We start from the raw sequence: 22,401 nt of genomic DNA on the forward strand, positions 1-22,401 counted from the left end.
GCGTCACACGGGCGCTTGTTCAATACTATTGCCCGCTTCGCGTACCGGGCGACGAAGGCCTGCCTAACTTCGCTTGTCTTGACATCGAGACAAATGTCGCCATTCTTCTGCGGTGTGCACGAGCACGTGATCTGCCCCCGTTACCCTGGGGCCATGGCCACGGCGATTGATGACTTTTATGCAGTGATTCCAGCGGGCGGCATCGGCAGTCGGCTATGGCCGCTGTCTCGAGCGGATGCACCGAAGTTCTTGCACGATCTGACCGGTTCGGGTCACACGCTGCTGCGCGACACTTGGAATCGCCTTGAGCCACTCGCCGGCGAGGGGCGCATCGCCGTAGTCACGGGTCGCGCGCACCGCGCGGCCGTCGAGAACGAGCTGCCCGGCATCCCCGACATGAACGTGATTCTCGAGTCGGAGCCCCGCGACTCGACGGCGGCGATCGGACTTGCGGCGGCGATTCTCGTGCGCCGTGAACCTGAGGTCATCATCGGCTCGTTTGCTGCAGACCACGTTATTCGCGTTCCTCATCTGTTCGAGTGGGCAGTGCGTCAAGCGGTAGAGACCGCGCGCAAGGGCTACATCTGCACCATCGGCATCCAGCCCTCTGAACCGTCGGTGGGATTCGGATACATCAGAAAGAGCGGAGAGCTCGTCATAGACGGCGCCCCTGAAGCGGCGCTGGTGGGCAGTTTCGTTGAGAAGCCCGACCTGGACACCGCGAAGGCCTACTTTGCCGATCGCTCGTATCTGTGGAACGCGGGCATGTTCATCTCGCGAGCTGATGTGCTGCTTGCCGAGATCGCCGAACAAGAGCCCGAACTGCACGCAAGCCTTTTGGAACTCGCCGCCGCATGGGACGACCGCGAAGCTCGTGGGCCCGCCGTCGATCGAATCTGGCCGACCATCAAGAAGATCGCGATCGACTACTCGGTGGCAGAGCCGGCGGCAGCCAAAGGTCACCTCGCGGTGATCCCGGGCCACTTCGACTGGGACGACGTCGGCGATTTCGCCAGCCTCGCGAAGCTCAATTCTCACGGCCGCAAGAACGATCTCGCAATTCTCGGCGAGAACGCCCGCGTGCTCTCAGACGCGGCCAGCGGCATCGTGGTCAGCCAGACGAGCCGTGTGATCAGCTTGGTAGGCGTGCGCGACATCGTTGTTGTCGATACCCCCGACGCGCTGCTGGTCACCACGAGCGAGCATGCGCAGCGTGTCAAGGGAGTTGTCGACGCTCTGAAGCTCACCGGGCGCGGAGACGTGCTCTGACCCGCAACGATCGCTCGACATTGCGTCCAAGGACCTGAGACATTGCGTCTTTGTAACCATTCGCCAGTTCGCGGCCTTCGCGTCACATAGTCGGCGTCATACGGGGTAACTTTTCTCCAGCACCCGCGAGGTACGCGGGTCATTGCACGTGGAGGCTGAGTTGACCACCATTTCGACCCGTAAGCGTTTGCTCGGCGGCCTGATCGGCGCCGGCATGATCGTCGCACTCGCAGGCTGCTCTGAAGCACCGCCCGAGGAAACCGCCGCCCCCGAAGAAAGCGGCATCACCGCGATCGACGGTTTCAAGCCCTGCATGGTTTCTGACGCAGGTGGATTCGACGACAAGTCGTTCAACCAGCTCGGCTTCGAGGGACTGACGGCTGCCTCTGACGCACTGGGCGTGGAGCCCGTCACCGTTCAGTCCGACTCTGAGTCCGACTTCGCACCCAACCTGACCGCTCTGATCGACCAGAACTGCACGGTCATCATCACGGTCGGCTTTGCGCTCGCCTCGGCAGCCGGCGAGTCGGCAGTGGCGAACCCCGATGTCGAGTACGTCTCGATCGATGACGTTGTCGACAACGACTTCGACGGCGAAACCGACGCTCCGAACATCAAGCCCATCGTGTTCGACACCTCGCAGGCCGCGTTCCTTGCGGGCTACGCCGCGGCGTCGTACTCGACCGCCGAGAAGGTCGGCACCTTCGGCGGAATGAACTTCCCGACCGTCTCGATCTTCATGGACGGCTTCAAGCAGGGCGTGGAGTACTACAACGAGGCAAACGACGCCTCGGTTGAGGTTCTCGGCTGGGACGGCACCGACGGTGTCTTCACCGGTGGCTTCGCCGCCAACCAAGACGCCATCAACGCAGCCCAGGGTCTTGTCGACCAGGGTGTTGACGTGCTGCTGCCCGTCGGCGGTCCCATCTACCAGAGCGCCGCTTCGGTGATCCGCGACTCGGGTCGCGAAATCGCGCTCGTGGGTGTTGACGCTGACCTGTACGAGACCGACCCGACCGTCGCCGACCTGCTGCTGACCTCGATCCTCAAGGGCATCGACGTCGGTGTTGAAGATGCAGTTCTGGCCGCCGGCCAGGGCGAGTTCGACGCGGCGCCGTTTGTCGGCACGCTCGAAAACGACGGTGTCGGCCTCGCGCCGTTCCACGATTTCGAAGACAAGGTCTCACCTGAACTGCAGGCTGAGCTCGACGAAATCGCCGCAGGAATCGTCGACGGATCGATTCCGGTCGCGTCGTACCTGGCTAGCTGACCTATTCAGTGACGCGTGTGGGGAGGCCGGGTTCCCGGTCTCCCCACACGCGTGTTCATTTTGGCGCTGCATTGGCAGACCTCGGGCTTGGCTCGTGTGTTGACGCAGCGTCCTCAGTAGAATCTGAAACATGAAGCTCGAACTCCGCGGCATCACCAAGCGGTTCGGCAGTCTCGTCGCCAACGATCACATCGATCTTGTGGTTGCGCCCGGTGAGATTCACTGCCTGCTCGGTGAGAACGGTGCCGGCAAGTCGACCCTGATGAACGTGCTCTACGGCCTCTATCGCGCCGACGAGGGCGTGATTCTGCTCGAAGACAAGGTACAGAATTTCCAAGGGCCCGGTGACGCCATGCGCGCCGGCATCGGCATGGTGCATCAGCACTTCATGCTGATTCCTGTTTTCACGGTCGCCGAGAACGTGATGCTGGGGCACGAGTCGACGAAGGCCGGTGGCATTCTTGATTTGGAAGCCGCCCGCACCCGGGTGCGAGAGATCTCGGCCCGCTTCGGGTTCGACGTCGATCCCGACGCTCTGGTGGAAGATCTTCCCGTCGGAGTGCAGCAGCGGGTTGAGATCATCAAGGCGCTGTCTCGCGACGCCAAGGTGCTCGTGTTCGATGAGCCCACGGCAGTTCTCACACCCCAGGAGACTGACGAGTTGATGGAGATCATGCGCCAGCTGAAAGATGCGGGCACATCGATCGTGTTCATCACCCACAAACTTCGCGAAGTGCGAGAAGTCGCCGACCGCATCACTGTGATCCGCCTCGGGAAGGTGGTGGGCGAAGCATCGCCCACCGCGACGAATGCCGAGCTCGCCGAACTCATGGTGGGGCGCGCTGTTGAGCTGACCGTGCACAAAGGCGAACCGGCTCTGGGCGAGCGGTCGCTCGTGGTCAACAACCTTCGTGTGGTCGACGCGAAAGACCAGATCGTCGTCGACAACGTCAGTTTCGATGTGCGTGCCGGTGAAATCGTCGCCATCGCGGGAGTGCAGGGCAACGGCCAAACCGAGCTGACAGAAGCGCTCGTGGGCTTGCAAGAGCGCGTGAGTGGATCGATCACCCTCAATGGTGAGGAACTCGTGGGCGCGTCGGTGCGAAGCATCCTTGATGAAGGAGTGGGTTTCGTCCCTGAAGACCGCAAGGAAGACGGGCTGGTCGGCAAGATGACGATCGCCGAGAACCTGGTGCTTGATCGCACCACTGGCCCGCCGTTCGTCAAGCGTGCCGGACTTCGGCTGGGGTACATCGCCGATTTTGCTCAAGAGAAGTTCACCGAGTTCGACGTGCGCGCGCCGGGTATCGACGCGGCTGTCGGCACGCTCTCGGGTGGAAATCAGCAGAAAGTCGTGCTGGCTCGTGAGCTCAGTCGCGACCTCTCGCTGTTTGTCGCAGCGCAGCCCACTCGCGGCGTCGACGTCGGTTCGATCGAGTTCATTCACAAGCGCATCGTTGAGACGCGTGACTCGGGTATTCCAGTCATCGTCGTGTCGACCGAGCTTGACGAAGTCACCGCCCTCGCTGACCGCATCATCGTGATGTACCGAGGCAGAATCATTGGCATTGTGCCAGGAGACACCGCGCGAGGAACGCTTGGCCTGATGATGGCTGGCGAAGCCCCAACCGGGGAGGAAGCGGCATGAGCGTCGACCTGACCGCCGGGGGAACACAACCAGATCCCCCCATCGAACCGCGCAAGTCCACCACGCCTGAGACGGCCGAGCCCTCGAAGTGGCATCAGACATTTCTGAAGATCACCCAGGGCAACGCGCTCATCTCTGTGCTCGCGGTGTTCCTGGCGCTCTTGGTCGGCGGCATCATGATCGCATTCACCGACCCGACTGTGCAGGCAGCCTCGAGGTACTTCTTCGCTCGGCCTGGTGACTTGATCGTCGCAGTGTGGCAATCGGTCACCGGCGCATACATCGCGCTCTTCCAAGGCTCGATCTACAACTTCGGCGCACCGACATTCGCTCGCGCGATTCGACCGCTGACAGAGACGCTCACCTTCGCCACCCCGCTGATCGCCGCGGGGCTCGGTGTGGCTCTCGCCTTCCGCGTCGGAATGTTCAACATCGGTGGCCGCGGCCAGATGCTCATGGCATCGGCAGCTGCCGGCTGGGTCGCCTTCTCGCTTGACCTGCCGTGGGGCATCCACATGATCGTGGCGCTGGTGGCTGGATTGGCTGCTGGTGCACTGTGGGCGGGTATCGCCGGTTTGCTGAAGGCTCGCACCGGAGCGCACGAAGTCATCGTGACGATCATGCTGAACTACATAGCGTTCTATTTCGTCTCGTGGATGCTGCGCACCCCGGGCCTGCTGCAGGCACCGGGCTCGAACAACCCGAAGACACCAGCGATGGCTGACACGGCAGTGTTCCCGCTGCTGCTGGGTGACCAGTACAACCTGCATTTCGGCTTCGTCTTGACGATTCTCGCCACGATTCTGGTGTGGTGGATCATCTCGCGCTCGAGCCTTGGCTTCAAGTTCCGGGCGGTGGGTGAGAACCCACACGCGGCCCGTGTTGCCGGCATCAACGTGAAGAGCATGTACGTCTACGCCATGCTCATCGCGGGTGCGCTGGTTGGTCTCGCGGGCGTGAGCCAGGTGCTCGGCACCATCACGACCGGTTTCTCTGCCGACATCGACGCGGGCATCGGCTTCGATGCGATCACCGTTGCGTTGCTCGGCCGATCCACCCCGTGGGGAACCTTCGCTGCGGGCATTCTGTTCGGCGCGTTCAAGGCCGGTGGCTTCGCAATGCAGGCTGGCGAGGGCGTGCCGATCGAGATCGTGACTGTTGTGCAAGCGCTGATCGTTCTGTTCATTGCGGCGCCGCCTCTGGTGCGCACGATCTTCTTCTTGCCCTCGCCCGAGCGTGACCAGCGCAAGCGAGACAAGGCACGAGCCAAAGAACTGAAGGCCGAGATGATGGGTGTGACGAAGTGACCGCGGCTACCGAAGGCGCGATGGCTACCCAGGCGCTTGAAAAGGCGGAAGTTCGCAGCTGGAAGGCGCCGATTGCGCTCGCCGTGTTCGCCGCACTGTACACGCTGATGATCGCCGTAGCACCGCGTGAGGGCAGCACGACCTTCCGGTTGTCGACAGCTGCGGATCCGGTGCAGCTGGGTGAGATCACAGTGCCGGTGACCCTGACGGTGTGGGTGGTGTGCGCGCTCCTGGTGGTGCTCACTGCGCTGGCTGCGCTGCTGGTTCAGCGCGCAGGCAAGACCCCGCTTTGGCTTCTCGCCGCGTACATCATCATCATGATCTACGGCTTTCTGGCGTGGGCGGCAGCCGGTGCCACGATTCCGGTAACCGGCTTGCTCGCTGGCGCGGTCGCGCTCGCCATTCCGCTCATCTACGGTGCTTTGACGGGTGTGATCGGCGAGCGGGTGGGCGTGGTGAACATCGCCATCGAAGGTCAGTTGCTTGCGGGTGCTTTCACCGCTGCCGTGGTCGCCTCTCTCACCCGCAGCCCCGTGCTCGGCCTGATCGCCGCCATGGTGGCCGGCATGCTCGTTGCCTTCGTGCTCGCCGCGTTCGCGATCAAGTACCTCGTCGAGCAGGTCATCGTCGGTGTGGTGCTGAACGTTCTTGTCGTCGGGCTCACGAGCTTCTTCTACTCGCAGGTGCTGCAACCCAACGCGGCGCTGCTCAATTCACCCCCGCGCTTCGACCGCATCAACATTCCGCTTCTCAGCGACATCCCCGTGATCGGGCCGGTGTTCTTTCGCCAGACGATCATCGTCTACCTGATGTACATCGCTGTGGCGGTCGTGTGGTTCGGGATGACACGCACCCGTTGGGGCTTGCGCCTGCGGGCAGTGGGAGAACACCCTCAGGCCGCAGACACCGTGGGAATCCGTGTGAACCCCACCCGCTTCTGGAACGTGCTGCTCGCCGGTGCAATCGCAGGTCTCGGCGGCACGGTGTTCACCATCGGAAACGGCATCGCCTTCAACAAAGAGATGACGGCTGGCGCGGGCTTCATTGCGCTCGCCGCCGTGATCTTCGGTCAGTGGGATCCGATCAAGGCGACCCTCGCGGCGCTGCTGTTCGGATTCGCGTCAAGTCTGCAGAACACGCTCAGCGTGATTGGCTCACCTGTGCCCAGCGAATTCATGTTGATGTTGCCCTACGTGGTGACGATCTTCGTTGTGGCCGGAGTTGTGGGTCGTTCTCGAGGGCCAGCGGCTGCTGGCCAGCCATATGTGAAGGGTTGAGGGATGAACGCCATCGACTGGGACGAGCTGCGCGCCGCAGCAACGGAAGCCATGGAGCACGCGTACGCGCCATATTCGCACTACAAGGTCGGCGCGGCAGCTCTCGTCTCTGACGGACGAGTGGTGACCGGGTGCAACGTCGAGAATGCCTCATATGGGGTCGGCCTGTGCGCGGAATGCGCGCTGGTGGGTGATCTGCACATGTCGGGCGGAGGCGAGCTGGTTGCCTTTGTCTGCGTGAACGGCAACGGCGAGACGATCATGCCGTGCGGGCGCTGCCGTCAGCTGCTCTACGAATTCGCTCTTCCGGGAATGCTGCTTGAAACGGTCTCGGGCATTCGCACCATCGACGAAGTGCTACCCGACGCCTTCGGTCCGCGCGACCTCGAGCAGGCTGCACGATGACGGCCGTGGAGGCATTCGATGCCGTTGACGTGATTCGCATGAAGCGAGACGGCGGAGCGGTCAGCGAACCGGCATTGCGCTGGATGGTCGACGCCTACACCCGCGGCTACGTTGCCGATTCGCAGATGGCATCGTTTGCGATGGCCGTGTTGCTCAACGGCATGGAGCGCGACGAGATTCGCGTGATGACCGACGCGATGATCGCTTCAGGTGAGCGGATGAGCTTCGCCGGCCTCGGCAAGGTGACCGTCGACAAGCACTCCACCGGGGGAGTGGGAGACAAGATCACGCTGCCATTGGCGCCCCTGGTGGCGGCCTTCGGTGTTGCGGTCCCGCAGCTTTCGGGCCGTGGCCTCGGCCACACTGGCGGCACGCTCGACAAGCTCGAGGCTATTCCTGGTTGGCGCGCGGCGCTGTCGAACGACGAGATGTTCGCTCAGCTGCGAGACGTGGGCGCGGTGATCTGCGCCGCGGGCTCTGGCCTCGCACCCGCCGACAAGAAGCTCTACGCGCTGCGTGACGTCACCGGAACCGTCGAGGCGATTCCGTTGATTGCATCCAGCATCATGTCGAAGAAGATCGCCGAGGGCACCGATTCGCTGGTCCTCGACGTGAAGTTCGGGTCGGGCGCGTTCATGCGCGACGTCGACAAGGCGCGCGAGCTGGCGAGAACGATGGTGGCACTCGGCACCGATTCCGGGGTGTCAACCACTGCGCTGCTCACCGACATGAACACCCCGCTCGGGCTGGCGATCGGCAACGCCAACGAGGTGCGCGAGTCGGTCGAGGTGCTCGCCGGTGGCGGTCCCGACGACGTCGTCGAGCTGACCATCGCGTTGGCGCGTGAAATGCTTGCGCTTGCTGGTCACCCCGATGCGGATGTTGAAGCCGCCCTGGCCGATGGACGTGCCATGGACGCGTGGCGCCAGATGATTCGTGCGCAAGATGGTGACCCAGACGCGGCTCTGCCTGCCCCCAACGAGACCCACACGGTCACCGCTGCGCAGGCGGGATATGTCACGCGTCTTGAAGCGCTGCCGTTCGGCATCGCAGCCTGGCGACTGGGCGCTGGTCGTGCGCGAGCACAAGACCCTGTACTGCACGCAGCGGGTATCGATCTGCACGTGAAACCGGGCGATCGCATTGAAATCGGACAACCATTGTTCACCTTGCTCGGGCAAGATGGAACACGCTTCGAACGTGCTCTTGATGCAGTTGAGGGTGCGTGGGAGATTGGTGCCGAGGCGCCAGCATCCACTCCGCTCGTTCTCGAGCGCATCACGGCCTGATTGATTCCCCCACCTCCACCCTTTTATCTCTCGAGGAGATCCACATGGCCATTGATCAGCACGGCGACGCCGTACTCGAGGGGCTGTCGATTCGCTCACTGCCGAAAGTGTCGCTTCATGACCACCTAGACGGTGGAGTGCGCCCCGCCACGATCATCGAGTTGGCCGATGAAATCGACCTGGAAGTGCCCGAAGACGACGCCGATGAACTCGCTGACTGGTTTGCAGACAAGAGTGATTCGGGTTCGCTTGTCGAGTATCTGAAGACGTTCGATCTCACCACCGCCGTCATGCAGACCCGCGAGGGGCTGACGCGCGTTGCCCGCGAGTTTGTTGAAGATCTCGCCGCCGACGGCGTGATCTATGGCGAAGTGCGCTGGGCGCCGGAGCAGCATCTTGGCCGTGGGCTATCGCTTGAAGAGGTTGTTGAAGCGGTGCAAGAAGGGATCGAAGAGGGCGAGGATGCTGCCGAGCAGGCAGGCCAAGACATCCGTGTCGGTCAGCTCATCACGGCCATGCGCCACACCGATCGGTCGCTCGAGATCGCACGCCTCGCGGTCGATTGGCGTGAACGCGGAGCGGTCGGTTTCGACATCGCTGGCCCCGAAGACGGTTTTCCGCCCTCCAAGCACAGAGCAGCGTTCGACTATCTCGCCTCGCAGTTCTTTCCGACCACGGTTCACGCGGGCGAAGCGGCAGGTCTCGACTCGATCCGCTCGGCCCTGATCGACGGCCGTGCACTGCGACTGGGGCACGGGGTGCGCATCGCTGAAGATCTCGACGTGGTTTCGCGCGCCGGTGAAGACGTGCTGGTGCAGTTCGGCGACCTTGCTCGATGGGTGCGCGACCGTGAGATCCCCCTCGAGCTCTCACCGTCGTCCAACCTGCAGACCGGCGCGGTCGCCGCGTGGGGCGACACGCTCGAAGATCACCCGTTCGACCTGCTCTACCAGCTGGGCTTCTCAGTGACGGTGAACGTCGACAACCGCACAATGAGCCGCACCTCGCTCACTCGTGAGCTGGCGCTGCTCGTCGAGACCTTCGACTACAGCCTCGACGACCTTGAGGCGTTCCAGCTCAACGCCGCCGCCGCCGCCTTCTTGCCGACTGAAGAGCGTGAAGAGCTCATCGAGCTGATCGCAGACGGATTCGAGCGCTGAGTCAGCGCACGGCCACGCCGGGGTGAGTCTCGAGGTACGCCTCGAACACCTCGGCGCTGGTCATCGACGGGGTGAAGCCGAAATCACGTTTGAGTGACGCATTGTCGAGCACGGGGCGATACTGCAGAAACAGGACCTTCTCGGGGCCGTGCACGGTGAGTCGAAGCGTCTGGCCCACGCGCAGAGCAAGGGCGAGCGCCCACGCAGGAATGCTCAGCAGCCGTTTGCCCAGACGGTCGGCAATCTGTTGAACGGTCAGTCGCCCGTCGCCAGCGACGTTGTAGATGCCTGCGGGCCCGTCGGTAGCCGCGCGCGCCATAGCGGCGGCGACATCGTCAACCCAGATGAACACAAACGGCGACGCTGATCCCTTGATGGCAAGCAGCCGCTTCGAGTCCCAGAGTTGAGTGATCTGGTTCTGCACGGTCGGTCCGAGGATCGTGCCAATCCGAAAGACTACCTGCTCGAGCTCGGGATGCGTCTCGCGGTATGCGCCGAGCAGCTGCTCCACCAATCGCTTGTGCTTTGAATAAGGAAAGGCGTCATTGCCACGCAGCTGGTCGGTTTCGGTGAGCCAGTGCGGGTTGTCGCGGTGGTAGCCGTATGCCGCTCCCGAAGACGACACCACGATGCGTTTCACCCCGGCAGCTACGCAGGCTTCGAGAACATTGCGCGAGCCATCGACGTCGACGCGGTACTCCATCTCGTGGTCACGACCGGGGCTGACGATCGCTGCGAGGTGCACGACAACGTCAATGTCGTGGCGTTGCAGCAAGGGGGCGACCGAGCCTTCCCGGGTGACGTCGCAATCGTCGTAGACGACCGAGTCGATGGGGTGCTCGGGGCGGCGTACGTCGCCGGCGACGACCAATGCAACGGCGGGATGTGCGACCAGTGCCGCAGCGACGTGCGAACCGAGAAACCCCGCACCGCCCGTGATGAGAACACGCGCGCCGCTCATGCCGCACCCTCAGCGTTGGAGTCGCTGCCGGTTGCGCTCAGAGCATGGCGGCTCGCGTCGCCCTTGGCTGAGCCCGTGCGGCGCTTCGTGTTGACCGCCCACAGGCTGGCGACGATGAGCCCCGCAATGATGTCCCAAATTCCCCACCAGCCAGCAACGATTGCCATGCCGCCGAGACCGCCGAAGAAGGCGAAGATCAGACCGAGTCCCAGCCCGGCGTTTCGAATGCCGACTTCGAACGTCATCGCCTTGCGCTCCCGGGTGCCGAGGCCGCCAGCGACAGCGGTGCCGTAGCCGATGGCAAGGGCGACGGCGTCGTGAATTGCGACGACGACCAGAATGATGCCGAGGAAGGCGACGAAGTAGGTCCAGTTGCCGATCAGCGCGGCGACGATGAAGCCGACGAGTGCGAGCAGCGAGAACCACTTCACGAACGGCTGCACTGTGCGGGAGAACTTCGGGAATCTGTTGCGGATCACGAGGCCGAGCACGAATGGCAACCCGATGATCAAGAAGATGTCGAGCAGCATCTGCCACGGGTTGATCGCCACCGTCTCGAGCAGAGTGCTCGCCGTGGGATGCAGCGAACCCCAGAACGCGATCGACAGCGGCAGCATGAAGATGTAGATGACGTTGCCCACCGCTGTCATCGACACGGAGAGAGCCACGTTGCCCCCCGAGCGGTGAGTCAGTACCTGTGAGACGTTCCCCGGCGGGCAGCATGCGACCAGCAGCATCCCGAGCGCCATTGACGGTGTGACCGGAAGAATGAGCGTCAGGCCGAAAGTGACGGCCGGCAGAATCACAAGCTGAGCGAGGATCGCGACCACAAAGGTCTTGGGCTTCTTGAGCACGATCTTGAAGTCGTCGACCGTGGTGTCGAGCGCGATGCCGAACATCACCAGCCCCAACACCACGTTCAACACCAGCAGTGAGCCCGGGTTGAAGTTCAGCAGGACGTCGTCAGGATTCATGCCTTGACTCGCTTCGGCTGCACCTTGACGAGCGGAGTGCGGGTGCCGTGAACGTCTGGCCCGCGAAGGGCGGAAACTGCCGAGCGCACCGCGCCGCGATAGGCATCTTTGTTTACGTAGAACGACATACGCTCAAGGCCCAGATACTTATAGCCGCCGGTGAGATCCGGCCAAGGCTCGGTCGTCACCCGCGCGCGGAAGTGCTCGGCACGCTCGGGCGCGTCTTCGCACGCACGCAGATACTCGGCGATGAGCTCAGCCTGCTCGTACCGCCCCTGCCACCCGATGCCGGAGGCCTCGATCATGCCCATGACGTAGAGACCGTTGAACGATGGGGGGAACACGTTGAGGAACAGCTTGGGCGACCACCCTGTCCAGTTCAGTGCCTCGCGAGCGACAAACGGGTAGTCGAGGGTGTAGCCGGTGGCAAGCAGGATCAGGTCATACTCACCGCTGGATCCGTCGCGAAAGTGCACGGTGCTGCCGTCGAAGCGGTCGATGTCGGCGCGGATCTGAAGGTCGCCCTGGCCCAGGTGGTTGAGGATCAACGTGTTCACGATGGGATGCGACTCGTAGATCTTGTAGTCGGGCTTGGGAAAGCCGAAGTTCACCGGATCGCCGGTGAACGCGCGCAGTACTCGCTTGTCAACGAACTGCTTGATGCGTGCCGGGAGCGGCTTGCCCTGGTTGAGAGTGTCGGCCGGCTTTCCGAAAAGGTAGCGAGGCACGAAGTAATAGCCGCGTCTGACGCTCATCTCGACGGATGCTGCGTGGTGCACACCGTCGACCGCGATATCGCACCCGGAATTGCCCGCACCGATGATCAGCACGCGCTTTCCGGCGAGCTGTTTGGCGCTCTTGTACGCGCTGGTGTGCATGATCTCGCCGGAAAAATCGCCCTTGAAGGCGGGGACGTGAGGCTCCGCGAGTGTGCCGTTGGCGAGGATCACGCCGGTGTAGCGCTCGGCGATCGCACCGTCAGGTGTGTCAGCGCGCAGCATCCATCGTCCGTCGTCTTCTCTTTCGACGGCGGTGACCTTCGTCTCGAAGCGGAAGTGCTCGGTGAGGTTGAAGTGGTTGGCGAAGTCGCGAAAATACTGCACCAGTGTGCGGTGGCTCGGGTAGTCAGCAGTGGAATTCATCGGAAACTCTTTGAACTCGGTGGTGGTCCGCGATGAGATCAGATGAGCCGATTCGTACATCGTGGAGCGAGGGTTCTCAATGTCCCAGAGGCCGCCAACGCTCTTGGAGGCCTCGTAGGCGTCGAAAGCGATACCCGCTTTCTGTAGCGCACGGGCGGCAGAAAGGCCCGAGGGTCCTGCGCCGATGATGGCGTAGCGGTGCTCCATATGTCCTCTTTCGCACGACAGTGTGACGGTGGCGGTGTCCGCCAGCGAACAATGCTAAGGGTTAGTTGGTATTAACTGAAATTCGCGAGGCGTTCGATTGCTGTACTAGAAAACCAGAGCGAGGATGCCTCGCGCTAGCACCACTGTCGCACCGACCCACGCAATGCTGAGCATTCCGAGCCGCGCGATGCGCGGCGAAACAAAGCGCGTGAGCAAGGTGCCGATGATGATTCCTATGACTGTTGCGCCGATGAGCGACCAGACATCGCCGACGGGCGACGTCGGCAGACCACGCAGCAGCACCGACACCACGCTGAATACGGCAAAGATCACCTGCACGCTCGCGGCGAAGTTGCGCTGCTCCCACTTGTTTCCCACAGCGTAGGCAGCGAGCGGCGGCCCGGACAGGCCACTGGCGACATGCATGAAACCTGCCGCCGAGCCCGCTACGACGGCGCCAGTCTTACCCTGCAGCGACGCGGCGAGAAAGGGAATCCAGCCGGCCACGAGCGCGAAGTATGCCATTGCTGCGATGAGAAGCAGCAGTGCGGCCTCTGGCAGCGCGTTCACGAGCATCGCACCGAACGGGGCGGCGATGAGACCGGGCCAGATGAGCCACCAGGCGCGCTTCCATTCCACCTGGCGCCATACCAGCGGAATAGCCGCGAGCGAGGCGATGAGTGCAAGCAGCACCCCGATGGTGATGCCTTCGAGCGGTCCGTAGAGCAAGACGATCGGGCCGACCAGCACCAGCACGAAGCCGAGCCCAGTGATGCGCTGGATGACGGCGGCGATGAAGGCCGCAAGAAGGGCGAATACCAAAGTCACGGGGGGAGAGTCTACGTGCAGGGGTGGTGACGCTCGAATCTCTTCGAAACGCGTCGTTGGCTAGTTCACCGTTTCGTCAGCGAACGCAGTCAGCCACTCGGTGATCTCGTCGCGCATATCGTCGTCAGAGATCGATGCGATGCCGTCGCCTGCTTGCGGGCCGTAGTCGCCGAAGGATGCATGGTTTGCTCCTGCGATTTCGTACATCGTCGCATCCTGCGGCAACAGCGATCGAGCGTCATCGACTTTCTCGGGTGTCGAAAGGCCGTCTTCGCTTCCACTGAGGCTGAGCACGCTCAACTCAGAGTGCGCGAGATCTGCCGCGCAATAGGAGCCGAACAGCGCCAGCGCGTCGGCGTCAGACGCGAGCATGCAGGCACGCACACCACCCAAAGAGTGCCCGCCAACCGCCCAGGCGTCGACCTCGGGTGCGAGCTCAGTAAACGCAGAGAGTGGACGCAGATCGAAAAAGGCGAGGTTGAGCCACGGCTTGGTGATGACGACGGTGATGCCCTCTTCTTCGACGACTCCCGACATCTTGAAAGCGTAGGCGGCTGCTTCCACCTTCGCGCCCGGAATATAGACAAGCCCTAGCTCTGCGTTGCCTTCGGCGGGTGCCATGATGATGGCCGAATCGGTGTCGGTGAATGTGACCGCGGGGTTGGCCTTCACCGCGGCCAGCGGCTGTGGCTCGGCTTGATAGACGCCAACTTGGCTCCAGATAACCAGGCCGACGATGCCGGCCACGACCAGCGCACCGAACGATGCGAGCACCCACCAGAAGACTCGCCGCCCTCGGGGACGGCGAGTCTTGCTGACGTTCACGTTCTCGTTGGGGTCTGGCGCGCTCACATAGTGAGCGTAGCCCCGCCGTCAGCCGGCGAGGGCAGCTTGGCGTGCGGCGACTACAGTCTCGATCTTCGAGAACAATGGATGCTGCGGATCAAGGCCAGTGGTCGTTGCGGTGAAGGAAGCCGCATCGTGTTGTCGGATCATCTGCTGCAGTTCTACGGACTGCGCGTCTTCGGCATCGTCGAACTCGAGTGCCGCGCCGATGGCAGAGACGAGCGCGTCGACGCTGAGCCCGCGTTCGGCGGCTTCAGCAGCTGGACCGACGAAGCGCTCGTGCCGCGAGATCTTGCGCAACGGCTGCCGGCCCACACGCCACACCGTGTCTGGCAGTTCGGTGTTGCGAAAGCGCCGCAGGATCTTGGCGCGGTACTCGGCCTGAGCGTCGGGATCGAGCCCGTGCTTGGCCACAAGCAGCGATGACGTTTCTTCGAGCACAGCAGCTACATGGTCGGCGATAGACGGTTCCGCGAGTGCTCCGGCGATGGTGTCGATGCCTGCCTGCGCGCCGAAGTATGCCGTCGTTGCGTGTCCGGTGTTCACCGTGAAGAGCTTGCGCTCGATGTATGGTCCCAGCTCGTCGACGAAATGTGCGCCGGGAATGTCAGGCAGGTTGCCGTCGAAGGGCGGGCTCTCGATCGCCCACTCGAAGAACGGCTCAACGGTGACGTCGACGCCAGCACCTTCCGGTTGCCCAGGAACGATGCGGTCAACCGCAGTGTTCGCGAACACGGCCCGAGACTCGAGCGATGCCCAGTCCTCGCCAGCAAGCTCGCGGATCTGTTCACGCAGCAGATCCGTGGCATTGATCGCGTTTTCGCAGGCCATGATCTGCAACGCGGGCAACCCGGGGTCTCGCTGCGATAGGCCCTGCACGATGTGGGGCGCGACGAACTTCAGAATTGTCGGACCGACAGCGGTCGTGACGATCTCGGCGGTGGCGATCTCAGCGACGACCTGTTCCGGATGCTCAGCGCTGTTGATCGCGCGAAAACCAGTCACGATGGTATCTGTGCCGCCCTCGCCCACTTCGTGGACGGTGTAGGAATCGACGGCGTTGATCGCGTCGACCAGCGAGGCGGCGACGTCGGAGAAGACGAGATCGTAGCCACCCTGGTGAAGCAGCAAGCCGACGAAGCCACGCCCGATGTTGCCGGCGCCGAAGTGGACGGCTTTCATCAGACCCCTGCCTCCGAGACGAGAGCGAACAGCTCTTCGGCGGTCGCAACAGCCTTCAGCTTGGCGACTTCGTCGTCGTCCGAGAACAGAATGGCGATCTTCGAGAGAATCTCAAGGTGCTCGTCGCCCTTGCCTGCGATGCCCACAACGAACACAACGGGCTCTCCGCCCCAGTCGACGCCACCGTCGTAACGCACAACCGACAGAGCCGACTCGAGAATCGCTTCTTTGGTCTCGTTGGTGCCGTGCGGAATCGCAAGTTCCATGCCCATGTAGGTCGAGACTGTCTGCTCGCGCTGTTGCATCGCGTCGAAGTAAGCGCTGGTCACCGAGCCGACCGCTTCGAGTATGTCGGCGGCTTCTTTCATCGCTTCTTCGCGGGTTGCGCTGCCCGAGTGAATGCGAACCTGACCGATGCTGAGTACTTCACGTGCCATTTCTTTGCCTTTCGATGTGAGTAAAAGCGCCGCAGGACCGGAGGCGTCGCGCCGTCCAGCCCTGCGGCGGTCTCGTGGTCCGCTGCTAGGCGGTGGGGTGCTGGTCGCGCACGATCGCCACGACCTCGTCGTACTTGGGCGAGTTCATGAAGTTGTCCACCGATACATGAATTGCATCCGGTGCCTGCTTCTTGGCCCGATCAGTGAGCTGGTTCTGAGTGATGATCAGGTCGGCAGAGCCGTCGAGATTCGCAATCGCCTTGTTGACGACGGTCACATCTTCGACACCGAGCTTCTTGATCTTGTTGCGCAGCACGCTGGCACCCATGGCCGACGACCCCATCCCGGCATCGCAAGCGAACACGATGTTCTTGATCTGCGTGGTCGTCAGTGCCCCACCGCTGGCAAGGCCAGCAGTCTCCGCTTCGGTCTCGAGCATGTCCACTGCCTGTTCGGCATCGCGCACCGCGGTGCGGTCGTTGCCGTCAGATGCGCGCAGCGCATCCATGGCTGCCGACGACTTGCCCTTGTTCGCTTCGGTCTGCGCGATAGCAGCGCCGAACGTGTCAGCCTCTGCGAGGAGGTCACGCTTGCGCGAGGCGCGCAGGATGATGCCGGCGACGAGGAAGGTGACGAGCGCGGCCAATGCGACCGACAAGTACACCACCATCAGGTTGCCGAAACCAGGTCCGATTGCTGCTGCGGTGACGGCGATGATGCTGCCAGGCGCCGCGGGGAAGGCGAGACCGCCACCGAGGAGCATGTTGGTTGCGACACCGGTGGCTCCACCGGCGATCAGAGCGAGAATCGTCAGCGGCTTGCTGAGTGCGTACGGGAAGTAGATCTCGTGAATACCACCGAAGAACTGGATGATGATCGCACCCGGAGCCGACGCCTTTGCAGCGCCGACGCCGAAGAATGTGAACGCCAGCAGCAGACCGAGGCCGGGGCCAGGGTTCGCTTCGATGAGGAACAGGATCGACTTGCCGGTCTCTGCGGCCTGCTCGATGCCGAGCGGGGTGAATACGCCGTGGTTGATGGCGTTGTTCAAGAACAGCACCTTGGCAGGCTCCACGATGATCGACAGCAGGGGTAGCAGGTTCAGCGACACAAGCCATGCGACCGCAGCACCGAGAACGGTGCTGATGCCGAGCATCAGCGGACCGAAGACGAAGAAGCCGACGATGGCGAGAATCATGCCCAAGATTCCAGCCGAGAAGTTGTTGATCAGCATTTCGAAGCCGGGCTTGATCTTGCCGTCCCACAGCTTGTCCATCTGCTTGGTGATCCAACCCGCAATCGGGCCCATGATCATCGCGCCGAGGAACATCGGGATGTCGGTACCCACGATGACACCCATGACGGCGATCGTGGCGACCACGCCGCCGCGTTCGCCGTAGACCATGCGGCCAGCGGTGTTCGCGATCAGCAGCGGAAGCAGGTAGATCACCATCGGGCCGACTAGACCGACGTAAGTGAAGATGTTGCCACCGTCGCTCTCAGAGAGCGAGAGCATCGCGCCTTCCCAGCCGATGGTGCCGGCATCGCCGCCACCGCCGATCATCTCGGAGACGGGGTACCAGTGCCAGCCGAAGGGGCTAGCGGCACCGAAGAATCCCGCCGGAATGAAGAGCATCGTGATGAAGCCCCACGCGATGAAGGCTGCGATGTTGGGCATGATCATGCCCGAGAGGAACGTGCCGAAGCGTTGAACTCCGACTCGCGCCTTATTCAACCCGCTCGAAGCGGGTGCTGACGTCGTCGTCATGGCTGTGTCTCCTTTTTGGGTGCCGCGGCTTGCTGCGCCGCGATTCGGGCGCCATCCGCACTGTCGGCGGTTAGCGCGGCTTCGGCGATTGCTCGGGCATCGTCGAAGTTGTACTGAAGCAGGGTGGCGCGCACATCAGCGAGCGCTGTGGGTGCCATCGACAGGCTGGTCGCGCCGAGTCCGACGAGCACCACTGCGAGTAGCGGATCTGCAGCTGCTTCGCCGCAGATGCCGACGGGCTTGCCGGTGGTCTGACCGGCGGTGCCCACCTCACGGATGAGTCTCAGAACCGCGGGGTGCCACGGGTCTTGGAACCCGGCCGTCGATCCCAAGAGGCGATCGGCGGCCATGGTGTACTGCGTGAGGTCGTTGGTGCCGATCGACGCAAAGTCGCTGACAGCGAGCACCCGGTCGGCGAGCAGCGCGGTCGCGGGGACCTCGACCATCACGCCGGCGGTCTTGATGCCATAGTCTCGCGCGATCTCGGTGAAGTACGACGCTTCTTCGACGGTGGCCACCATAGGCGCCATCACCCAGAGGTCGGCAGCTGTTGCCGCGTCTGCCTGGGCCAGCGCGGTCAGCTGCTCGCGCAGAATGTCTTCGCTCGCGCGAAGCGCACGAATGCCGCGCACACCAAGAGCTGGGTTTTCTTCGTGGCTGTCGTTGAGGAAAGCGAGAGGTTTGTCGGCGCCAGCGTCAAGAACTCGAACGACAACTTTCTTGCCCGGAAAAGCCTCGAGCAGCTCAGTGTACGACGCGCGCTGCTCTTCGACAGTGGGTGCCTGCGAAGAACTCAGGAACAAGAACTCGGTGCGAAACAGACCAACCCCCTCGGCTCCGAGAGCCACCGCGTCAGCGGCGCCGGCAGGGTTTCCCAGGTTGGCCAGCAGCGGCACCGGAGTGCCGTCGCTCAGGGCGCCGTCGGTGATGGGAGCGGATGCAGCTTCGGCGCGGTCGGCCGCGCGATTGGCGGCTCGCTTGAGGTCTGCGTCGGACGGCTGTGTGGTCACAACGCCAGCGGCCGCATCGACGATGACCGTTTCGCCCTCGACGAGCGAGACCGCTTGCACCGCACCTACTACGGCGACGATCGACTTCTCTCGAGCGAGGATTGCCGTGTGAGAGGTGGGGCCCCCGTCGGTAGTGATGAGCGCCAGCACCTTGTCAAGGTCGAGAAGAGCAGTGTCGGCCGGTGCGAGGTCTTTTGCCACCAGGACGAACGGGTGGCCGGGATCGGGAACACCCGGGGCGGGCACGCCCCGCAAGTGTGCAATCACACGCTGGGCGACATCGTCGAGGTCAGCGGCGCGCTCGCCGAGATAGCCGCCAACGGCGGTCAACTGATCGCGAAAAGCCGCGAAAGCGTCGAAGACTGCCCACTCGCCGGTCTTGCCCTGAGCGAGTCGGGCGGTGATTTCATCGGCGAGCATGGGGTCTTCAGCCATCATTGCCTGCGCTTCGAGCACGTCTTGCGCCGCGCCACCCGCTTGAGCACCGCGCTGTTCGAGCTCACGCGCAACCACCGCTACAGCGTCGGCGACTCGCGCGGCTTCTTCGGTTTGCGACGACGTTCTCGGCGCATCGCTGGGAGCGGGCAATGGCTCGGCCATGCGCGCGACCGGGCCCTGTGCGACGCCCAGGCCGATTCCTACACCACGGATCTCTGTCATGGCGCTCATGCCTCGTCGTGATCGGTCGTGAGCAGCTCGCTCAATGTGTCGAGCGTGGCTTCGGCGCCGGCACCCTCGGTCGACAGTGTCACGTAATCGCCATACTCGACCCCGAGTGCGATCACGCTGAGAATGCTCGCAGCGTTGACCGGTTGTCCGGAGCCTTTCGAAATGGTCACCGGCGAGCCCGCGGACTTTGCTGCCTGGGTGAACAGCTTGGCCGGCCGTGCGTGCAACCCGTGGGATGAGCCAATCCGTACCGTTCGAGATATGGCGGACATTGGGGTGACCTCTCTGTCGTGTCGTGCGGCGTGTGTCATTCGAGTGAGCTGATGGGTTCGGGTGCGGCGGTGCTGGCGGTCGGCGTGACTTCCTGCGAAACGGCGACCGCGTCGCGAACGAGCTGGAGCGTTCGCGTGCCATCGTGATCCGTGTAGATATCGGTCGGCAACAGCACCACCGTCGTTCCACGGGATTCCGCCGCGCGCCGAATGTGCTCGAGCACTGACGCGAGGTGGTTTCCCACGAGAACGACGTCTGCGGCATCGAGGTCGATGGGGAGCGACTGCTCGGTGCCAGCGGAGGCTGTCCACGCGAATCCGTGGTCTTGCGCAGCGTGCCGCAGACGCTGCGCCACAAACGTGCTCGACGCACCTGCCCCACACACCACGAGAATCTTCATCGACTCGCCTCCTGGTAATCATTCTGGTGAGCCAAGCGCAACGCGACAACCAATCATTTTTCCGCAGGGGCGGAAACGCACTGCGGAGCGCTGTGCATGGTTGACTGGAGTTGGCCGCGCGTCCGCCCATGCGCTGGACGCAGTCGAAGGAGAATCGAATGACCCGAGCGCGACAGGATCGGGTGCTCAGCCTGCTCGTCCGCGAGGGCGACTGGGTCACTGCCGCGACCTTAGCCGATGTGCTCGGCGTCACTCCGCGAAGCGTGCGCTCTTATGTGACAGCAATCAATGCACGCGTTGAAGGCATCGCGGTTGAATCTGGCCCGCTCGGCTATCGGCCAGGGCCGCACGTCGCTGATGCGCAGCAGGCCGGCGGAGATGCCGGTACCCCGCGTGACCGACTGCACACCGTCATTCGCGAACTCTTGGACTCGGCCGATGGGTTCGACGTGTACGAGATGTCAGATGAGCTTCATGTGAGTTCGGCGACTCTCGATGCAGACCTGGCTCGAGTGCGGGGCCTGCTTGGCGGAACGGAGCTCACGCTCGAGCGTTCCGCATCTCGTGCTCGGCTCGTAGGAAGCGAATCAGCGCAGCGACGCTTGCTGAGCAAACTTGTGCATGACGAGATGGATGCAGGCTCGTTTGACCTCGTCGCGCTTCGACGAACCCTGGGCGACAACGCCGCCGGGGCCGATACCCTCGCTCTGTTCAAGACCGACCTGGTCGCGAGTCTCGGGGCAGCGGGATGGTTCGTCAACGAGTTCGGCATCGCCGACGTCGTCACTCATTTCGCCATCGCGGCAGATCGCGTCTCGCGCGGTCGATCGCTAGACGCCGTTGCAGCGACACCGACGGCAGACCAGCAAGAGGTTGCCGCCGTCATCTCCAATCTCGCAGAGAAGCATCTCGGCGTGCGATTGGGTGACGGCGACCTGCAGCATCTCGCGAGGCTCGTCTTGACGAGGGTTGTCGCACCCGGCTCACGCCCTCCGAGTGGCGAGCCGGCAGCATCCATCGACCAGCGGGTTGAACACGCGGTGCGCGAAGTGGTGCAGCAAGCGGCATCGGAGTTTCTCGTCGATATCGCCCACGACGACTTCATCGAGCGGCTCGCGCTGCACACCGAGAACCTGCTGCATCGATCGAAGGAGCAGGCGTGGTCACGCAACCCGCTCACTCGCTCGCTGAAATCCACGTTTCCGATGATCTTCGAAGTCGCGGTGTATATCGCCAACGGTGTGCACGAACGCCTCGGAATTCCCCTGTTCGATGACGAAGTGGCATACATCGCCATGCATATTGGCGGTCGTCTGGAGCGGATGCGACGCGCTGATCAGCACCTTACGGCGACGATCGTCTGCCCAGGTTTCTTCGAATTGCACGAACTGTTGCGCTCGAGCGTCGATCGCTCGCTCGGCCAGACCATCGAGGTGGTCGGCGTCGAGACGCGCGTTGACCCTGACTGGGCCGCCATGGGCACCGACCTGGTGCTGACGACAATCGATCCGCCGATATCGGCAGATCGAATCGTGCGCATCCAGCCCTTCCTGACCGAGTCTGACGTCGAACACGTGCAGGCAGCGGTCGCCCGAATCAGGCGCACGAAACGCCTTGCGCGGTTGCGGTCTGAGATCGAGGGTTACTTCGTTCCCTCTGCGTTCGTCAGGGGGGTGGATGCGGCCCCCGGTGCCGAGGGAGTCATTCGCGAACTCGGCGACAAGCTCGTCAGCGAAGGCGTGATCGATAACGACTACGTTGAGCGTGCGATTGACCGCGAGCGGCTGTCTTCCACCGCATTTACGGATGCGCTTGCCGTGCCGCATGCCCTTGGCATGACGGCCACGCGCACGGCAATCGCGATCGGCATCGCTGATCCGTCGATGAAATGGGGTGACACGCGCGTTCAGGTGGTGGCGCTCGTGGCCTTCTCTGAATCCGACCGCGAAGCATTCCAGACCGTTTTCGAGCAGCTCGTAGAAGTCTTCAGCGAGCGAGACAGCGTTCAGCGGATTCTTCGGCGTGCTTCTGACTTCAGCGGGTTTCTCGACGAACTTGTCGCCGTCATCGACGGCTAGC

Annotated in this window: 20 protein-coding genes; 9 read left to right on the top strand and 11 right to left on the bottom strand. The window is 63.0% G+C overall.

Annotated features, from left to right (window positions below; all coding sequences use genetic code 11):
- The first annotated feature begins 153 nt into the window (after positions 1 to 153).
- From WDU96_RS11440 to WDU96_RS11475, 8 genes are all read left to right on the top strand, one after another.
- Positions 154 to 1,269 (top strand): mannose-1-phosphate guanylyltransferase, encoded by a 1,116-nt coding sequence (locus tag WDU96_RS11440; RefSeq protein WP_337338643.1) that lies wholly within the window; start codon positions 154 to 156, stop codon positions 1,267 to 1,269.
- Between the two features lie 214 nt (positions 1,270 to 1,483).
- A complete protein-coding gene (locus WDU96_RS11445) occupies positions 1,484 to 2,539 on the top strand; it encodes a BMP family lipoprotein (RefSeq protein ID WP_337338686.1) in 1,056 nt (351 codons plus the stop codon).
- A gap of 130 nt (positions 2,540 to 2,669) precedes the next feature.
- A complete protein-coding gene (locus WDU96_RS11450; RefSeq protein ID WP_337338644.1) occupies positions 2,670 to 4,187 on the top strand; it encodes an ABC transporter ATP-binding protein in 1,518 nt (505 codons plus the stop codon).
- Positions 4,184 to 5,494, top strand: coding sequence for an ABC transporter permease (locus tag WDU96_RS11455; protein ID WP_337338645.1), 1,311 nt, complete (start codon positions 4,184 to 4,186; stop codon positions 5,492 to 5,494). The genes WDU96_RS11450 and WDU96_RS11455 overlap by 4 nt, the downstream gene beginning before the upstream one ends.
- A gap of 20 nt (positions 5,495 to 5,514) precedes the next feature.
- A complete protein-coding gene (locus WDU96_RS11460) occupies positions 5,515 to 6,771 on the top strand; it encodes an ABC transporter permease (RefSeq protein WP_337338646.1) in 1,257 nt (418 codons plus the stop codon).
- 3 nt (positions 6,772 to 6,774) lie between these two features.
- The gene (locus WDU96_RS11465) at positions 6,775 to 7,176 is read left to right on the top strand and encodes a cytidine deaminase (protein ID WP_337338647.1); all 402 of its coding nucleotides are present in this window, start codon (positions 6,775 to 6,777) and stop codon (positions 7,174 to 7,176) included.
- Positions 7,173 to 8,465, top strand: coding sequence for a thymidine phosphorylase (locus WDU96_RS11470; RefSeq protein WP_337338648.1), 1,293 nt, complete (start codon positions 7,173 to 7,175; stop codon positions 8,463 to 8,465). Before WDU96_RS11465 ends, WDU96_RS11470 begins: the two co-directional genes overlap by 4 nt.
- A 44-nt stretch (positions 8,466 to 8,509) precedes the next feature.
- Complete coding sequence (locus WDU96_RS11475; protein ID WP_337338649.1) at positions 8,510 to 9,625, top strand: adenosine deaminase; 1,116 nt, start codon at positions 8,510 to 8,512, stop codon at positions 9,623 to 9,625.
- Between the two features lies 1 nt (position 9,626).
- On the opposite strand, the gene WDU96_RS11480 is transcribed toward WDU96_RS11475, so the two are convergent.
- The 11 genes from WDU96_RS11480 to WDU96_RS11530 form a co-directional block, all read right to left on the bottom strand.
- Entirely contained in the window at positions 9,627 to 10,586 is a 960-nt protein-coding gene (locus WDU96_RS11480; protein ID WP_337338650.1) for an SDR family oxidoreductase, read from the bottom strand.
- Positions 10,583 to 11,560: a bile acid:sodium symporter family protein gene (locus WDU96_RS11485; protein WP_337338651.1), complete on the bottom strand. Its 978-nt coding sequence runs from the start codon at positions 11,558 to 11,560 to the stop codon at positions 10,583 to 10,585. Before WDU96_RS11485 ends, WDU96_RS11480 begins: the two co-directional genes overlap by 4 nt.
- Positions 11,557 to 12,909: a flavin-containing monooxygenase gene (locus WDU96_RS11490; RefSeq protein WP_337338652.1), complete on the bottom strand. Its 1,353-nt coding sequence runs from the start codon at positions 12,907 to 12,909 to the stop codon at positions 11,557 to 11,559. Before WDU96_RS11490 ends, WDU96_RS11485 begins: the two co-directional genes overlap by 4 nt.
- Before the next feature lie 105 nt (positions 12,910 to 13,014).
- Positions 13,015 to 13,737 (bottom strand): TSUP family transporter, encoded by a 723-nt coding sequence (locus WDU96_RS11495; RefSeq protein WP_337338653.1) that lies wholly within the window; start codon positions 13,735 to 13,737, stop codon positions 13,015 to 13,017.
- 60 nt (positions 13,738 to 13,797) lie between these two features.
- Complete coding sequence (locus WDU96_RS11500) at positions 13,798 to 14,589, bottom strand: alpha/beta hydrolase (RefSeq protein WP_337338654.1); 792 nt, start codon at positions 14,587 to 14,589, stop codon at positions 13,798 to 13,800.
- 21 nt (positions 14,590 to 14,610) lie between these two features.
- Complete coding sequence (locus tag WDU96_RS11505) at positions 14,611 to 15,765, bottom strand: mannitol-1-phosphate 5-dehydrogenase (RefSeq protein ID WP_337338655.1); 1,155 nt, start codon at positions 15,763 to 15,765, stop codon at positions 14,611 to 14,613.
- Entirely contained in the window at positions 15,765 to 16,202 is a 438-nt protein-coding gene (locus WDU96_RS11510) for a PTS mannitol transporter subunit IIA (RefSeq protein WP_337338656.1), read from the bottom strand. Before WDU96_RS11510 ends, WDU96_RS11505 begins: the two co-directional genes overlap by 1 nt.
- An 85-nt stretch (positions 16,203 to 16,287) precedes the next feature.
- Positions 16,288 to 17,970, bottom strand: a complete 1,683-nt coding sequence (locus tag WDU96_RS11515; RefSeq protein WP_337338657.1) for a PTS mannitol transporter subunit IIBC — start codon at positions 17,968 to 17,970, stop codon at positions 16,288 to 16,290.
- The gene (ptsP, locus tag WDU96_RS11520) at positions 17,967 to 19,640 is read right to left on the bottom strand and encodes a phosphoenolpyruvate--protein phosphotransferase (protein ID WP_337338687.1); all 1,674 of its coding nucleotides are present in this window, start codon (positions 19,638 to 19,640) and stop codon (positions 17,967 to 17,969) included. The genes WDU96_RS11515 and ptsP overlap by 4 nt, the downstream gene beginning before the upstream one ends.
- A 5-nt stretch (positions 19,641 to 19,645) precedes the next feature.
- A complete protein-coding gene (locus WDU96_RS11525; RefSeq protein ID WP_337338658.1) occupies positions 19,646 to 19,921 on the bottom strand; it encodes an HPr family phosphocarrier protein in 276 nt (91 codons plus the stop codon).
- A gap of 35 nt (positions 19,922 to 19,956) precedes the next feature.
- Positions 19,957 to 20,322 (bottom strand): PTS sugar transporter subunit IIB, encoded by a 366-nt coding sequence (locus tag WDU96_RS11530; protein ID WP_337338659.1) that lies wholly within the window; start codon positions 20,320 to 20,322, stop codon positions 19,957 to 19,959.
- Between the two features lie 158 nt (positions 20,323 to 20,480).
- On the opposite strand from WDU96_RS11530, the gene WDU96_RS11535 reads away from it, so the two are divergent.
- Positions 20,481 to 22,400 (top strand): BglG family transcription antiterminator, encoded by a 1,920-nt coding sequence (locus WDU96_RS11535; RefSeq protein WP_337338660.1) that lies wholly within the window; start codon positions 20,481 to 20,483, stop codon positions 22,398 to 22,400.
- The last annotated feature ends 1 nt before the right edge of the window (position 22,401 follow it).

The organism is Microbacterium marmarense, assembly GCF_037204165.1.
Taxonomy (GTDB): Bacteria; Actinomycetota; Actinomycetes; order Actinomycetales; family Microbacteriaceae; genus Microbacterium; species Microbacterium marmarense.